Origin of the sequence: Pseudoalteromonas sp. SG44-17 (assembly GCF_014164235.1) — a bacterium.
Classification (GTDB): domain Bacteria; phylum Pseudomonadota; class Gammaproteobacteria; order Enterobacterales; family Alteromonadaceae; genus Pseudoalteromonas; species Pseudoalteromonas rhizosphaerae.
Genome location: NZ_JACJEV010000002.1, coordinates 24,581 through 40,646 on the forward strand (window position 1 = coordinate 24,581; position 16,066 = coordinate 40,646).

The 16,066-nt window shown below is 37.6% G+C and carries 14 protein-coding genes; 13 read left to right on the plus strand and 1 reads right to left on the minus strand.

Annotated features, from left to right (window positions below):
* Position 1 precedes the first annotated feature (1 nt).
* The 11 genes from H5182_RS01635 to H5182_RS01685 all read left to right on the plus strand — a co-directional run bounded on the left by H5182_RS01635 (position 2) and on the right by H5182_RS01685 (position 13,262).
* The gene (locus tag H5182_RS01635) at positions 2-907 is read left to right on the plus strand and encodes a hypothetical protein (RefSeq protein ID WP_182759387.1); all 906 of its coding nucleotides are present in this window, start codon (positions 2-4) and stop codon (positions 905-907) included.
* Positions 907-2,025 (plus strand): DUF4150 domain-containing protein, encoded by a 1,119-nt coding sequence (locus H5182_RS01640; protein WP_182759388.1) that lies wholly within the window; start codon positions 907-909, stop codon positions 2,023-2,025. The genes H5182_RS01635 and H5182_RS01640 overlap by 1 nt, the downstream gene beginning before the upstream one ends.
* Position 2,026: 1 nt before the next feature.
* Positions 2,027-5,077, plus strand: coding sequence for a hypothetical protein (locus tag H5182_RS01645; protein WP_182759389.1), 3,051 nt, complete (start codon positions 2,027-2,029; stop codon positions 5,075-5,077).
* Positions 5,070-6,134, plus strand: a complete 1,065-nt coding sequence (locus tag H5182_RS01650) for a hypothetical protein (RefSeq protein ID WP_182759390.1) — start codon at positions 5,070-5,072, stop codon at positions 6,132-6,134. Before H5182_RS01645 ends, H5182_RS01650 begins: the two co-directional genes overlap by 8 nt.
* 737 nt (positions 6,135-6,871) lie before the next feature.
* Positions 6,872-7,096 carry a hypothetical protein gene (locus H5182_RS01655; RefSeq protein ID WP_182733916.1) on the plus strand — a complete coding sequence of 75 codons (225 nt, stop codon included), beginning with the start codon at positions 6,872-6,874 and terminating at the stop codon, positions 7,094-7,096.
* 84 nt (positions 7,097-7,180) lie between these two features.
* Positions 7,181-8,161, plus strand: coding sequence for a hypothetical protein (locus tag H5182_RS01660; RefSeq protein ID WP_182759391.1), 981 nt, complete (start codon positions 7,181-7,183; stop codon positions 8,159-8,161).
* 103 nt (positions 8,162-8,264) lie between these two features.
* Complete coding sequence (locus H5182_RS01665) at positions 8,265-9,248, plus strand: hypothetical protein (RefSeq protein ID WP_182759392.1); 984 nt, start codon at positions 8,265-8,267, stop codon at positions 9,246-9,248.
* A gap of 103 nt (positions 9,249-9,351) precedes the next feature.
* Positions 9,352-10,341, plus strand: coding sequence for a hypothetical protein (locus H5182_RS01670; RefSeq protein ID WP_182759393.1), 990 nt, complete (start codon positions 9,352-9,354; stop codon positions 10,339-10,341).
* Between the two features lie 102 nt (positions 10,342-10,443).
* Entirely contained in the window at positions 10,444-11,433 is a 990-nt protein-coding gene (locus H5182_RS01675; RefSeq protein WP_182759394.1) for a hypothetical protein, read from the plus strand.
* Positions 11,434-11,785: 352 nt separating this feature from the next.
* Positions 11,786-12,202, plus strand: a complete 417-nt coding sequence (locus H5182_RS01680) for a hypothetical protein (protein ID WP_182759395.1) — start codon at positions 11,786-11,788, stop codon at positions 12,200-12,202.
* On the plus strand, positions 12,195-13,262 hold the full coding sequence (locus tag H5182_RS01685) for a hypothetical protein (protein ID WP_182759396.1): 1,068 nt from the start codon (positions 12,195-12,197) through the stop codon (positions 13,260-13,262). The genes H5182_RS01680 and H5182_RS01685 overlap by 8 nt, the downstream gene beginning before the upstream one ends.
* Positions 13,263-13,481: 219 nt before the next feature.
* Here H5182_RS01685 and H5182_RS01690 read toward each other — a convergent pair whose 3' ends face one another.
* Positions 13,482-14,876, minus strand: a complete 1,395-nt coding sequence (locus tag H5182_RS01690; RefSeq protein ID WP_182759397.1) for a PLP-dependent aminotransferase family protein — start codon at positions 14,874-14,876, stop codon at positions 13,482-13,484.
* Between the two features lie 88 nt (positions 14,877-14,964).
* Here H5182_RS01690 and H5182_RS01695 point away from each other — a divergent pair, with 88 nt between their 5' ends.
* Entirely contained in the window at positions 14,965-15,591 is a 627-nt protein-coding gene (locus H5182_RS01695) for a LysE family translocator (RefSeq protein WP_145234560.1), read from the plus strand.
* A gap of 9 nt (positions 15,592-15,600) precedes the next feature.
* Positions 15,601-16,035 (plus strand): GNAT family N-acetyltransferase, encoded by a 435-nt coding sequence (locus H5182_RS01700; RefSeq protein WP_182730817.1) that lies wholly within the window; start codon positions 15,601-15,603, stop codon positions 16,033-16,035.
* Positions 16,036-16,066 lie beyond the last annotated feature (31 nt).

Consider the following 16,066-nt stretch of genomic DNA (forward strand, 5'->3'; position numbering starts at 1 on the left):
TATGAAACAACTTACTTTTGACAGTCTTTATCATATTAATGCTGCCGGCTGTACATCAAGCAGCTTGTATACTGCAGTGGCTAATAAAATGCTTTTTTCTAAACCAAGTAAAGCATTAATTCGATGTGATATTAGTTTAGATGCGCCGTATATTTTTGTTGAAATAGACGAACTTGCGCAACTCGATAGAGTCACGCGCTGTTTATTAATGCTCTCGCACCTACTTGAGCAAGTTGATATAGCCACGTTAAGGCAAACAAACCGCATTAGCCAAATTGTATTTTTACTGCCCGTTGATGAAATTAAACAGCCACTGATAAGCGATGAAACACTCGCTGAGCTACTCCAAGAGTGTATTGCAGAACAAATACCCGCCTATTCACAGATGCCAACATGTGACTTAACCACCATGAACAACGACACCTTAGTAATCGCTGTGGATTCATGTAATAGCTATCAATATGTGAGTGAACAAGCTAAACGCTGCACCGTGCAAGTATTAAACGGCCCACCGGGCGTTATATATGGCGAAGGTGGATATGCACTGTTAATACACCCGCAAGGCAAGCTTACCGCGCAATTATATGACGGCCAAATGACGGCTCAATTAGCACAGGCCAATTGCACCAGCCAAGACCGTTATTTATTTGCGGGCGAACAATCACTTACTTGGCAAAAAAAATGGTTTGCTTACACACAAAAATTGTACAAAAAAGGCCAGCCGCTCATTGAGTGTGCAGAGTTAGCAACGACGATAGGCCATCAAGGTAATGCAAACTCATTAGCGGCACTTACACTAGCACAAAGCTATTTATGCAACCCGCTTACGCGCTCACTTGAGCAGGTATTTGCTATTTTTAATGCACCTAATGAGCAGCTAGTCAAAATTTCAAGGAGTGAAAAATAATGCCTTATATTAACGCCGCAGCAGGCAAACAAACAGGCAGCGTACAATATGATATTGATGCGCTGAGCGCTGATGTGCGCACCGGTGGCTCAGTAACATGGCGACATAACAACTCAACATTGCTAGGGCTTAACAATAGCGCCCGCAGTAATGGTGCGCTAGGTAAAGCTAACGGTATCGCTATTTTTGAAGATAAAGCCAGTGGTGACGCCGCCTTTTTAGCTGAGATTGCCAGGCCAAAATACCGCGAGAAAACCCTCGGTGAAATGGTAAATATTTTTATACCTGATTATATTATTCCACCGCCACAATGGGATAGCCAAAAAAACGAACCTAGGCTGCCATGGAATGAACCGCAAACTAATATGGATGTAAATAAACCCGTTAGTAACGCGCAAGCATTCTTAGATTTAGTATCAACGCATTTAGGTTGGCAAGCCGGTAACCAAGAGCAGCTTATTAAAGATACAGCTTCACAAGCACCACAAGTACAAGCTGTATCGGGGCAAAATGTGCTGATAAATGGTCGCACCGCTGTACATCAAGATAGTGGCGGTAAACTTATGACGGTGGATGTCTGCTTAACCACAATTGGGACTAGCGTTGTACCAATTCCATACGCAAATAAAGCGCAATCAAGTGACGTTACAGATGTTGCCAGCTCAGTAAAAGTCAATGGCAATGGCGCCGCTAATATAAATAGCACTTTTTCACAAAGCTCAGGTGACTCCCCTGGTGATAAAAAAGGCGTCGCGAGTAAGAAAAACGACGGTGAAGCTGAATTTATCATGGGCTCGTTTAATGTATTAATTGAAGGTAAACCCGCTGTACGCCAAGGTGACCCGATGATTTCCAATTCTAAAAACACCCCACCTGCGCCACTTATGCAATCAGGCGGCCCCGCACCAAGGGGATTGAGTGTGCAAGTGAGGGATAGTTTGAGTGATGCAGAAACAACACATGGAGCGAGTATTTTAGTCAAAGGTGTTGATAGTAACGATGCATCGCTTGGTGCAATAAAAGCGACGCAAGGTGCAAGTGAGCAAAAAGTGCCAATTGCAGATAAGCAAAATATCAGTGGCAAAAACGCGTCAATTAATTTTACAGCAGGTGCTTAATATGGGATTAATTAAATTAGATTCGGAGATAAAGGGTGAATGTGGGAGTTCATATATACCTTTCGGCTATACACAACCTTATACTTTAGATAATCCGCCAAGTGATGACAATAAAGCGCAATTTATTTCGGTAAAACCAACCGTTTTTACCGAGGCGTCCCTTGATAAAAACAAAGCTAAACCTGCGCAATTTCAAGTGTTAGGAGAAGACGAACGACCTGTTAGTAACTTAAACGGCTTTTACTATATATTCGTTAATGGTTATTTATGGCGTGAAATTGCAGCTGTTGACAATGGTTGTTTATCTGAAGTTGATTTGGCAACTGAATTTGGCAAAAACGAGCGTTCATATTCGGGTTTAGTTACCCAAACAATCTTGCTGCCTAAGAAAACAAATGGTTTAAACTGTGAGCCAGGTTCACTTAGTGACCCCACGGTACAAGTTGCTTTTTCCATCGCCCAATGGTCATGGCAGTATATTGTGAGCCTCGGCGGACTGTACAAAGATGATCCAAGACAAAAAAGTGCTAACGCCACTGCACCTACACATGTTGAAGATCAAAGATTAGCTGATTCATTACGAAACGCTCGCTGTCAACAAATTGATTTAGCAGTAGCAGAGCGTGAAGGGCAAATTACAATACATGACCCAGGTGGCATAGCGCTTTCTCTGTTAAATAAGTGCCAAATGATTTTTTTACAGCTACAGCTTGAGAATAAAAAGCTAACAGATAAGAAACATTATGATTCAGGTGTGTTGGCTTATCAAGCGATGCTAAATGATGATTTGCATGAAAAAGTGATGCGCGATCATTATATATTCCCACATCGAACTTCGATGACTCCTATAAAAACCAAAAAAGAGGGATATGCAGACTTAAGTTCTGGTGCAAAGTTTTTACGTAGTGGAGCAAAGCATCTAGACAAAGAATATCTAGAGCAATACTTGTCAAATGACAAATTAGAGAAATATTTAAAGGAGTTACCAATAGCACAAAAAGAGTTTGTTGATTTTTTACAAGACTTAAATAACGACTCATCTTTAACTTCTAAGCAAAGTGATTATATTGGTTTAGCTCCAGTAATGAATGATTGGGTAGCCCTTGAAAATGTAGATTATTTATTTGGCTTTAATTTTATTACTAATGTATTAAATATGTTGAGTATCGACGATGTTTCAACTGGTGTATTTAGACCTTGGAAAGAAAAGTTACCTGCTGAAAACGAGCGTAAAAATAATATAAATAAAGCCACAAGCGCAATAGAAAGCTTTTTAAAAGCAACGTTTGAGCAAGGCAATTGGTTATCTGACTGCTTTATGATCCCAGAAGGGCACTTCGATATAAACCAGCCTGGGAGTGTTGTATTAAACAAGTTGCCGGAAGAAAAAAATAATGGCGAAGCTAAATTTAGATTTGAAGAGTTTAAGCGCATTCATAAAAAGTTGATCGAAGAAAAGCAAGAGCAAGACAGCTTATTAGCTAATAAAGGTTTAAAAGAGTTTTTTGGTAAAGCAAAAGATGCGGTGGGGTATTTAACCGGTGCGTGGGGGCGTGTTGCAAGTCAATATCAAAACGGCGTTTTAAAACCACATACTGTAAAAATTAGAAACTTAATGGTCTCATATAACAAGGCGCTTGGAATTAGTGACTTTGCAGATATTCATGTTAAACAAGCTGGGGCAGTATTAGGTGATAACCCATCAGTAATAGGCATAACCAATTATAAGCGCACGCAAAACAATAGGCAGCAAAGGCGTGCAATGTTACGTGAAAGCGTGAAAAATCCGCCGCCAAATGCTGTAACGATTTATGATAGTAAAGAAAATGTAATCGCCTCTGAAGACCCGAAAGCATTTGGCAGTAACAAAGGCTATTTTAACCCAAAAAATTGGACAGATTATCACGATTTAATCGGTAGATATGATTCTATCGAAGGTGAATTAGTAGTAGTACCCAAAACGCATCGGTATGCAAGCGCGTATGATAACCCTGACTTTAAGCTAGGTGCCGTTGATACAGTCAAGCTCAAAGGTGTGAGAGTTTTAGAACACAACTTGCCGATGGTGATGTTAGCGTTTGAAATGTTTAATGCGAACGAGATGATTAAAAAGTTTAAGGCAGGGGACAAGGTAGATGCTAAGTTCGTCCTTGATTCGATAAACCTTGTCTATAGTTTAGCGACTTTATCTGTTGAGGCTGTTTCTTTCAAGGTTACTTCAGTTGCAGATTTTTTAGAAAAAGGTTTTAGATTTAGAACTAGTACTTTTCAGCTTACAAAAATATTGGCTAAAGTTGGGCTTACATTGGCTTTAGCAATTACTTCATATGACATTTATAAGTCTTTGCAAAAAAATGATATGGATGCAGTATTTTTTCATGCTTTGAGTGGTGTAATTGCTATTGCAGGGTTTATTTATTTGGGGGCTGCATTATTTACTACCCCACTTGGGTGGGCAATAATCGCAGTCGGCTTGATCATTGCAGTTATTGCTATGTTAGTCACTGATAATGAATTAGAAACCTGGGCTAAAAATGGCCCATTTGCTGAAGATGAAGATGACCGTTGTACAGGTGATTATAAAAAGTGGGATACATACCCTAAAGAATGTTATGCCACATTAGTGTCAACAATAATGAAGCCCAATGTGACTTTGGGGGTGAAAAAGTTAACCAGTTCGCATTGCCAATTAACCATTGATATAGACACGCCAAATTTTGCACTTGGGCAATCAGAGTTATTTGTTCAAGTATACCAAATTGAAGATGAGGGAATTTTGCATTTTGAGCAGGAATTTCGTCATGACCATAAAAATTGGCAGGTTATCCAAAAAGAAAGCACTGAATCAGGGGCTATAACTGGGTTTAAATATAGCATACCGATATTATCAATGTGGCCAAAACACTTTGAAGTTGATTGGCAAGTAAAAGTACAATATCGCTTAGATAAGAATACCACCTTACCTTATGTCGATATAGATGAGCGTGATAAATGGGGTAAAGGTGAGCAACCTGATATAGCTTGGATAATTAAGGAAATAGAATATGCTTGAGCAGTATGCTGAAACAGCTTATAGAGGTAAGCAAAACCCTAAAATTAGAAATAAAATAGCGACTGATGAGCGCAACTCTCTGTATTGTCGTTATCAAAGTAAGCAAGCGTTATACCCAAGAGGAAATGTTTTTAGACATTGTTTTGACAGTTCTCAAACCTTATTTTACAAGGATAATTTAAATGGAAGTGCCGAAGATTGCAGAGCACTTTTCAAAATAGATAAAAAGTTAAAACTGGCCCTGAGTACTATTCCTGCTAACTTCACTGATTTCATTATTTCTTCTTGGGTTATACTGCACTTTATTAATTTGTTGTTTGTTATTTTTATCCCTTCAGTGGCATTTGCTTTAGGTGCAACCAGTGTCGCTCTTGATTTTTTATTGGTTCTAGTGGTTATTTGGATTATCTCAAAAGTAATGAGTTTGATAGTGCTACCATTTTTTCGTTCCAAATATAATTTTACCGTCAATTTTAATCGCTTAAATGGAACAGTTGAAGTTCCGAGTTCAAATGCGAAAGATTTTGAAGTTGCACCATTTGAAGAATTCAATGCCCATTATAAAGTACAGAATAATCCTAAAAGTGGTTATCCTTATCGTGGCTTTTCGTTGTTACACTATAAATATAGTATGAGATATGAGATAACGTTCGCAAATCGAATTACTCCAGCACTAATTCATTGGGAATTATTAAAAAATTTTATGGATGTTACTCAGCCCTTAGCTGATATTCCGCAATTTGAATATTATCGAGAGTTTGATAAAACCACCGCTGAATTCGATAAGGCCAATGGTCGACCAAAATATTTTTGGTATCGTGTTGATAAGTCTTTTTTAAAAGAAATGTCTAAAGCACATGACGAGGTTTTAAAAGAGTTTAATGACGAAGAGCAACTCGATAACCTTTTAATGGGTAAACCAATCAAAAAACTTAATCCACCTGAAATCTTCAAGCTCCCTTGGAAATACGCAGAGAATATAAAACCTGAAAGTGAAATTAAATTTGGTAAAACGCTTTGGCAAAAGTTTTACTTGTTTTTAATAGTTGATTTGTAAGCCGTGGAAGTAAACATTAAAAAACTACAGCTTTCTACTTTCCATAAAAACACAGAATATCAAATCGGTTAACTGACCATAACTCTTTAACAATCAGAAAAGGAATTCAAACCTAGGCGGTATATGCTGCCTAGGTTTACCGTCACGTTGCTGGCTAATATGGCGACATAATAAACTGTTAAGAAGACAGCCCCTTTAAATATAAGCGTTTTTGGTGATGAAGTAGAATAAAAATAAACCATGCGCGAGGTAAACTCCCGCCAACAGGCGATATAATACAGCTGTTTAAATTTGCGTAGGCGGGGCTTTACGCCGCGCAAATTGAAGAATAAAAATTGAAGAATAAAAACGATACTCACTCTGAATAGTTAAGATGGGTGTCATCTTAATTTCGTTTCCTCAAAAAAGTATGAGTATAGTTCACCTAAAGGGTTAATTATTGTCCGATTTTTATTAGAAAAAGAGGATAATAAAAAAGTACAGCCTCAAAGCTTGGATAATGAAAGCCGCTACTTGGGTTTTCATAATGCGGGGGATTGGACGCTAGGGTTAACATTAGGGCCTATTCTTTTAGGAGTAACAGGGAGTATCGTGGTTGCTTGCATTTTTCTTATATGTCTCTACACCCAATTTACTGCTACCCCGGAACCATTACCCGTTTGGTTTATTGTATTTGTTGTTTGCTGGGATCTATTCTTTTTAAACTTCATAACCGCCCTGAAAAGTACTGGCGTTTAATGAGCTACAAGCAAATGAAGCAAATAGAAGAAAAGCTCGATAATGATATTTACCGCTTTAACTTTGATGGCGCCATCACCAACCCAAAACGCTGGGCAAATAAAGAAATCACCAACCCCTGGGAAAAGTGGCCGATAGACGAAAGTTTAAACAAACCAGACAACACCCCATACTGGAAACGCCTAGCTAAAACGTTGGCATTTCAATTAATAGCCGGTGTTTAAAAGTTACTGCTCTTTAACAATCAGAAAAGGAATTCAAACCTAGGTGGTGTATGCTGCCTAGGTTTATTAAAGCAAAGGAACCTGATGCAAAAAAATAATTACCTTGGTGTTGGAATAATGCAAAAGAAAACGAAGTTTAATCGTTTTTTTGAATATCGTAGTATAAAAAATATATATCACGAATTTAAAGGCCTGTGTTTTTTATATGATTGGCTTGATACGAACAAGTTATATGAAAATCAGCGCGAAAAATACAAACTTGTCCCTTGTGGCAATAATCCTATAAAAGCCATATTATTTGGACCAATGGCTATCGGGGCTGTATTAAGCTTATTGTTACTAATAGCCTGTGTTGTCGCAACGTATTCTGAAGAGCCATTTCCTTGGTGGCTGGTAGTCCTTACCTTTTGCTGGAACTTATTCTTCTTAAATTTACTACCAATAACTGCTAGGTATATACCTGATAGGGTGATGTATCTTGATAGGCAAAACCAAACGGTCGGATTTACTTTTGATATACCAGGTTGTGAACAACGAGATGACTTAGGTAACTGTTGCTTTAAATGGGAAGAGATTGTTTGCAGGCTAACCTCGAAAATGGGCGCGCCGGGTGTGATGAATTACTTTCCAGAAATTAGTCATATAGACCAAGAGAAGTACCCTAAAACAATAGTAACTGGTTCAGTTGTAGAGCTTTCAGCTAACCCTGTCCATTGTTATTTATTATGGGAGTGTTATGTGCGCTTTATGGATTTAAGTAAGCCATTGCCCGATGTGCCTGTGTATGAACAGCACCGCCATTTAGACCCCATTACAGCTGAATTTGATAAAAAAAATAATCGTCCTTCAGACTTTTGGGTAGACTTTTCAATTGAACAGCAAATTGAAATTAGGGACGAAATTTTAGAAGATGCTTTTCCATTTGATTGGCTAAAAGGTAAAGTAAATGACGAAATAACGAAACCTTGGCAGCATTGGAAAGCAGAGCCTGAGCGCATAGAGCAATTAACGTGGAAATATAAAGTAAAGCGTTTACTGGTTCAACTTTTTATCGGCTTTCCGTGAAACGGCTTAAGTTTCAGAGTCCATGATATGTTAACAATCAGAAAAGGAATTCAAACCGAGGCACTTTAAAGTGCCAAGGTTGATTAAACAATAAGGATATTAAATGCAAAATAATGACTACCTAGCCGTTGATATCATGCCTAAAAAAACGCGATTTAATCGTTTTTTTTACCCTCATAAAATCAAAGAACGATATAAAAAGTTTAAAGGCTTATGCTATTTGTATAATTGGATAGATACTGACATGCATTTAGTTGAAACCCAACCGCAAAGATATCGGTCTTTTAAGTGTGGTAACGATCCTATAAAAACGCTCTTCTTTGGACCAATGGCAATTGGGTTTACTTTAAGTTTGCTATTTGTCATTTCTTGTGTTGTTGCTACCTACTCGGACGAACCTTATCAATGGTGGGTACCGTTACTTACATTTAGTTGGAATTTATTTTTCTTGAATGTATTACCAGTTACATTTAGGTTTACATCTAAAAAAATAATATATTTTGATAGATTAAAGCAGACAGTGGGTTTTACTTTCAATATACCAGACTGTGAACAGCGTGATGAATTAGGTAATTGCTGCTTTAGTTGGGATGAAATAGTGTGTCGGCTTGATATTGCATCTACGCGTCCGGGAGTTGTAAGCTACTTCCTGAGTATTAGCCATATTGATTTAGAAAAGTATCCAAAGACTAAAATGCTAGGTACGGTGGCGGATAATGGAGAAACACCAGCATATTGTTACTTGTATTGGGAAAGTAATGTACGTTTCATGGATTTAACTAAACCTTTACCTGATGTACCTGAATATGAAGAACACCGGCATTTAGACCCACGGACAGCTGAGTTTGATATTCAAAATAATAGACCTGTAGGTTTTTGGCTCGACTTTTCATTTTCGCAACAACAAGAAATTTGGCGAAAATTAAAAGAAGAAGCTTATGACTTTGATTGGCTGAAGGGAAAGCCTAACGAAGAAATAACCAAACCTTGGCTTCATTTTAAAGGTGAGCCAGAGCGTATCGAAAAACTTACTTTGAAATATAAAGCAAAGCGCTTAGCATTGCAGTTGTTTATGGGGATACCTTAAAAGATGACTTTATGTATAGTATTAGGCTAAGTTTATTTTTAATAAAAGTAAACTTAGCCTAGGCAGTATATGCTGCCTAGGTTTATTAAAGCAAAGGAACCTGATGCAAAAAAATAATTACTTTGGTGTTGGAATAATGCCAAAGAAAACGAAGTTTAATCGTTTTTTTGAAGCGCACCGAATAATAAATGAAGGAAGCGAATTTAGAGGATTATGTTTTTTCCGACGTTGGCTAAATCAAGATAGGCGCATTTACGCGAATAAAAAAGAGCAATATAAAATAGCACCTTGTGGCAATAACCCTATAAAAGCCATATTATTTGGTCCAATGGCTATTGGTGCTGTATTAAGCTTTGTTACATTAATTAGTATCTTATCACTTCCATTTTATGATGAAGGTGAAAATTTTCAGTGGTGGATACCACTTGTTACCTTTTGCTGGAACTTATTCTTCTTAAATTTATTACCAATAACGGCTAGGTATATACCAGATAAGATGATGTACCTTGACAGGCAAAACCAAACGGTCGGGTTTACTTTTGATATACCAGGTTGCGAACAACGAGATGACTTAGGTAACTGTTGCTTTAAATGGGAAGAGATTGTTTGCAGGTTAACCTCGAAAATGGGTGCGCCGGGTGTGATGAATTACTTTCCAGAAATTAGTCATATAGACCAAGAGAAGTACCCTAAAACAACTGTTACCGGTTCAGTTGTAGAGCTTTCAGCTAACCCTGTCCATTGTTATTTATTGTGGGAGCGTTATGTGCGCTTTATGGATTTAAGTAAGCCATTGCCCGATGTGCCTGTATATGAACAGCACCGCCATTTAGATCCAATTACGGCAGAGTTTGATAAAAAAAATAATCGTCCTTCAGACTTTTGGGTAGACTTTTCAATTGAACAGCAAATTGAAATTAGGGACGAAATTTTAGTAGATGCTTTTCCATTTGATTGGTTAAAAGGTAAAGTAAATGACGAAATAATCAAACCTTGGCAGCATTGGAAAGCAGAGCCTGAGCGCATAGAACAATTAACGTGGAAATATAAAGCTAAGCACCTTGCGCTTCAGCTTTTTATCGGCTTTCCGTGAAACGGCTTAAGTTTCAGGGTCCATGATATGTTAACAATCAGAAAAGGAATTCAAACGAGGCACTTTAAAGTGCCAAGGTTGATTAAACAATAAGGATATTAAATGCAAAATAATGACTACCTAGCCGTTGATATCATGCCTAAAAAAACGCGATTTAATCGTTTTTTTTACCCAGAGAGATTAAATAGCCTTAAGAGTAAATTCAAAGGCTTATGCTATTTATATGATTTACCAGCTAGAAAACAACAAGCAATTACAAAATATCCTGAACGATATAAAGTAGAAATGTGCGGGAATAGCCCTGCTAGAGCAATACTTTTTGGTCCTATAATTATAGGAGCGGTACTAAGCCTTGTGACTTTTATAAGTGTTGTATCTCTGCCTATTTACGAAGAAGGTGAAAAGTTTCAGTGGTGGATACCTATACTCACTTTTTCTTGGAACCTATTTTTTCTTAACTTATTACCAATAACAGATAGTTACATCCCTAAAAAGCAAATATATTTTGACAGACAAAAACAGCTAGTGGGCTTTACCTATGAGATACCCGGTTGTGAAGAGCGTGATGAGCTGGGTAATTGTTGTTTTAAATGGGCTGATATTGTATGCCACCTTGATATAGTGGCAACACGCCCGGGTGTAATGGGGTTTGTGCCTTTTATTAGTCATATTGATGAGGATAAATACCCCGCCACTAAAATTGTTGTTCAAGTGCCTGATAACTCAAATAACCCGATGAACTGCTATTTATATTGGGAACGAGTAGTCCGGTTTATGGATAACAACCAACCACTGCCTGATGTGCCTGAGTATGAAAACTGCCGCCACCTTGATGAACTCACAGCTGAATTTGATAAGCAAAATGACAGACCCAATAATTTTTGGAGCGATTTTTCGCTTGATCAACAAGTCGAAATTTGGCAAAAATTCAATAAAGAGGCTGCTCATTTTAATTGGCTCAGAGCGACACCGAACGAAGAAATAACCAAACCTTGGCTGCATTTTAAAGGTGAGCCTGAGCGTATCGAAAAACTAACATGGAAATACAAAGCAAAGCGCTTAGCACTGCAGTTGTTTATGGGTATACCTTAAAAGATGATTTTATGTATAGCATGCAACTAGGATTCTGATAAAAATTAAAAATGGAATTCAAGCCTAGGGGTTATGCACCCATCTAGGTTTATTGGCACACTGACGACTAAGGAAGTAAAAAGGAAATTAAGAAGAGAGCCACTTTAAATACGCGCATCTTAGTCATAAGGTAGAAAAAAATCAAACCATGCATGAGGTAAACTGCCGCCTACAGGCGATGTAATATAGCTGTTTAAATTTGCGTAGGCGGGGCTTTACGCCGCGCAAATTGAAGAATAAAAACGATACTCACTCTGAATAGTTAAGATGGGTGTCATCTTAATTTCGTTACGCCGCATTAGTAGGCACATTGATGAGTCCAAATGTTACATTAGGGGTTAAAAAGCTAACTGGTTCCCATTGCCAATTAACCATTGATGTAGACACACCAAACTTTGCTTTAGGTCAATCGGAACTTCTCGTTCAGGTATATCAAATTGAAGATGAAGGAGTTTTACATTTTGAGCAGGAATTCCGTTACGATCATAAAAATTGGCAAATAATCCAAAAAGAAAACACTGAATCAGGAGCTATTACTGGGTTTCAATATATTGTCCCAATTTTATCCATGTGGCCGAAACATTTCGAAGTTGATTGGAAAGTAAAAGTACAATATCGCTTAGATAAAAATGTCACTTTGCCTTATGTTGATATAGATGAGCGTAAGGGGTGGGAAGACGGTGAAGTACCTGATAAGGCATGGATAATAAAGGAAATAGAATATGCTTGAGCAGTATGCAGAGACCGCTTACAGAGGTAAGCAAGAAACAAAGTTTAGAAATGAAATTGCGACAGACGAGCGTGACTCTATGTATTGCCGCTATCAAAGTAAGCAAGCGCTATTCCCAAGAGGAAGCGTTTTTGGGCATTGTTATAATAATGATCAAAAGTCAGAGTATAAGTATAATTTAAGTGGTAAAAGTGAAGAGTACCGCTCAATTTTATGTCGAAAGAAACATGGAGTTGAATTGGCGTTATCTTCAAATGCTACTAATTATATCGATGTATTAGTTTTTTCGTGGGTCATTTTACATATTACCTTGTTATTTTTAATTGTTTCTTTTCCGTTTGTGAGTTTTGTTCTTGGAGATTATAAAAATGCCTTTGATTATGTTTTATATATTTTTATAGCGTGGGCTATATCAAAACTGTTTAATGTATTTGTTTGGCCAGTATTTCGCCACAAAATTAAATTGGCTGTTGTTTTTAATCGCCTAACAGGTGGGGTAAGTGTGCCAGATTACAGCTCTAGAAAACTCGATACTTTACCATTTAAAGAGTTTAATGCTCATTATAAGGTGTCGCATAACCCAAAAAGTGGGTTTCCCTATAGAGGATTTACACTCTTACATTTTACTCGAAGTGCCAGATATGAAGTTACATATAATAATGATATATCTTGTGGATTTATTCATTGGGAACTGCTACAAAACTTTATGGATATAACCCAACCCCTAGCAGATATCCCTCAATTTGAATATTACCGTGAGTTTGATAAAACCACTGCTGAGTTTGATAAAGCGAATGGCCGCCCTAAGTATTTTTGGTATCGTGTTGATAAATCATTTTTAAAGCAAATGAATCAAGCTGATGATGAGCTTCTAAAAGATTTTAATGATGAAGAGCAGCTTGATAACCTTTTGATGGGTAAACCTATTAAAAAGCTAACACCGCCGGATATATTTAAGTTTCCATGGAAATACGCAGATAACATAAAAGCCGAGTGTGACATTAAGTTTAGTAAAACGTTGTGGCAAAAATTCACTTCATTTTTGATGGTAGATCTATAGTTAAATAACATAATAAAATTAAAGGAATTTAACCCAAGCAGTAAATAACTGCTTGGGTAGGCAAAAGGATATTCATGTCAATTTCATATAAATTTGCAAAACTAAATGCAAAAGTGATAGAAAAATCGCAGAACTTTAAACACTATATTTCCTCATAAAAGTATGAGTTCACATCACCCAAAGGAATAATGATTCCCCGATTTTATTGAATAATAAAATTTAAATAACTACCTCAAATGTTTGATTAAACTGCTGTAAAGCGGCTTCAACGCGGGTGATGCCTAAGTCAAACTCAGCCCGGGTTGCTGGGCCGCCTAGGGTGAGGCGAACACCATTTGGATTATCCACCTTTAGGGCTGGAACTTCTGGGATAAAGGAATCTAGCGTCCTTACAATTACCTTATGCGCTTTTAATACGCTGCAAAACTCAAACATATTCTGCGACTGGGATAAGCGAATATATACATTTAAACTGGCAAACTGAGCATCTATCTCATAAGTTTGAAGCAGCTTTTTTATTTGTTCAATACGATAGCGTATCTCATCTGCTAGCTTAGTTTGATTATAAGTAAATTCGTTACTCTTAATGGCGCGCATTATTAACTCAAAATTCATTGAGGAAACCGCCCAACACTCACTATGAATTTGTTTTAAAATTGGTTGCTCCCAAAGTCGTGGAGGTAATAAGTAACCGGCTCGTAGTCCGCCTGCAAAATATTTTGAAAAGCTTGAAATATAAAAAACCCGATCCGGTGCTTGTTGCCACAATGGTAATCGCCAATACTCTGGCAAACAGTAATTTACGTCATCTTCAATAATGAAAAAATTATATCGGCGACTCAGCGCCAGTAGGGCATTTAAATTGTTACTGCTATAGCAAATATTGGTTGGATTTTGACAGTTTGGCGTGATGTAAACCGCTTTGATTGTACGCGACTTACACAATGCTTCAATTTGTGCAAGATCAATCCCGTCGCTATGCACGTTTACTTGCGCTAATGAAAGTTTAAGCGAATGACACGCATGGTAAAAACCGGGGTAACACATTGACTCTGCAATGACAGTATCGCCACTTTCACACAAGGTTGCTAACGTAGTGAATATTCCTTGCTGAGCACCTTGGGTAAATATCAACGGATGGTTTAAGCAATCAAAGCCCTTATCCGCTAGCCATTGTTTGAAAAAATATTGATGTGAGGTAAGTCCATTGAGTTTATAAATCATCACATCTGTTAATGCACTTTGATCCTTTGACAGCGATTGCAGGGCATTGGTCATAACATGTTGTTGCCCCATCATCGGTTGCATGCTTGAAGCAAAGTCTGTGTCGCCCTCAAAATGACTTAACTCAATAACTTTACTTACAAAGGTACCAGCCCCTAGTTTTGCAGTAACCAACCCTCGTTGCTCAAGTAAAGCATATGCACGAGTTACCGTACCATGTGTAACACTTAGGCTGTCAGCGAGAAGTCGTTGGGCTGGTAATTTTTGCTCAAAACCCAGCATTTTGTTGTCGATAGCATGCTCAATCAAAGCGGCTAATGCGCGATATTTTGGCTGTGTTTTGCACAAACTACTAAATAGAGTGTGATCCGGTTTGTAAATTGTATTCATAACAATAAAAATATTGATGATTTTACATAAGTATGACAATTAATAGTTATTAAACAACTACAATATTGTATCAATACAATTAATTATTATGAATACAGCTACTGTTTTTGAGCTTGCTCCGGCTCTCATTTTATTTTGTTTTGCGGCGTCAATTACGCCTGGGCCTAATAATATTTTGCTTACTCACTCAGGCACACATTTTGGCGTGATCAAAACCCTACCGCACTTATTGGGTATTCGAGTAGGCATGACGATAATGCATTTGGCAATGCTACTAGGATTAGGTAAATTGTTTTTAATACAGCCAAAGCTGCATTTTTTTCTACAGCTTTGTGCCAGTGGTTATATTTTATATTTGGCATACAAGATAGCTAGTAGCTCTCAATTAAAAGGTGATAATGCTCAAGCAAGGCCTTTAAATTTTTTTCAAGGCATGCTTTTTCAGTTGATCAATCCTAAGTCATATGCAGTGTTAATGACACTTTGTACTGCACTTACTTTACCAGGAGGTGCCTATTGGCCTTCTGCAATTTTGGGCGTGATTATTTTTAACCTTGTCGCGGCTTGCTCAGGCTTGTTTTGGGTGAATTTTGGCAAATACATGCGCCAATTTCTAAATAAGCCAAATATCTTTAAACGTTTTAATTGGGTTATGTCACTGTTTCTTGCGGCATCAATTCCTTTAGTTTTTCTTTCCAATGCAAGCATTCAGTAGGGAAATAAAATGAAATTTACTCACCAATTGTCACCACAACAATTTACCCAAGCGTTTGAGTTTTTATCTGAGCGAAGTTATTGGAGTCAAGGCATTAGTCGCGAACGGTTAGAAAAAGCGTTCGCACACTCGCTGTGCTTTGCATTAATTGAAAATAAACAGCTATTGGCATTTGCACGAGTGGTGACTGACCAAGCCACTTTTGCAAACTTACTGGATGTATTTGTGTTAGAGCCATTTAGAGGTCAAGGGCTGGGTAAAAAGCTGATGGATCATGTAATGAGTCACCCTGAATTGCAATCATTACGCCGTTTTACACTGGCAACAAAAGACGCTCATTCACTTTATCAACAATTTGGTTTTCAAAGCCAAGCAAACCCCAATCTCGCAATGGAAAAGTGTTTAGTTGGCGGGTACTCAACATTATTACAGCGGCAAAATTAAGTATGGATTGAACGTTTTAATGCGTGCAGTT

Coding starts and splice junctions, on each gene's coding strand:
- H5182_RS01645 (WP_182759389.1), top strand. CDS start 2,027: ATGGGATTAATTAAATTAGATTCGGAGATAAAGGGTGAATGTGGGAGT.
- H5182_RS01655 (WP_182733916.1), top strand. CDS start 6,872: ATGAGCTACAAGCAAATGAAGCAAATAGAAGAAAAGCTCGATAATGAT.
- H5182_RS01650 (WP_182759390.1), top strand. CDS start 5,070: ATGCTTGAGCAGTATGCTGAAACAGCTTATAGAGGTAAGCAAAACCCT.
- H5182_RS01700 (WP_182730817.1), top strand. CDS start 15,601: ATGAAATTTACTCACCAATTGTCACCACAACAATTTACCCAAGCGTTT.
- H5182_RS01670 (WP_182759393.1), top strand. CDS start 9,352: ATGCAAAAAAATAATTACTTTGGTGTTGGAATAATGCCAAAGAAAACG.
- H5182_RS01695 (WP_145234560.1), top strand. CDS start 14,965: ATGAATACAGCTACTGTTTTTGAGCTTGCTCCGGCTCTCATTTTATTT.
- H5182_RS01660 (WP_182759391.1), top strand. CDS start 7,181: ATGCAAAAAAATAATTACCTTGGTGTTGGAATAATGCAAAAGAAAACG.
- H5182_RS01685 (WP_182759396.1), top strand. CDS start 12,195: ATGCTTGAGCAGTATGCAGAGACCGCTTACAGAGGTAAGCAAGAAACA.
- H5182_RS01690 (WP_182759397.1), bottom strand. CDS start 14,876: ATGAATACAATTTACAAACCGGATCACACTCTATTTAGTAGTTTGTGC.
- H5182_RS01680 (WP_182759395.1), top strand. CDS start 11,786: ATGAGTCCAAATGTTACATTAGGGGTTAAAAAGCTAACTGGTTCCCAT.
- H5182_RS01675 (WP_182759394.1), top strand. CDS start 10,444: ATGCAAAATAATGACTACCTAGCCGTTGATATCATGCCTAAAAAAACG.
- H5182_RS01640 (WP_182759388.1), top strand. CDS start 907: ATGCCTTATATTAACGCCGCAGCAGGCAAACAAACAGGCAGCGTACAA.
- H5182_RS01665 (WP_182759392.1), top strand. CDS start 8,265: ATGCAAAATAATGACTACCTAGCCGTTGATATCATGCCTAAAAAAACG.
- H5182_RS01635 (WP_182759387.1), top strand. CDS start 2: ATGAAACAACTTACTTTTGACAGTCTTTATCATATTAATGCTGCCGGC.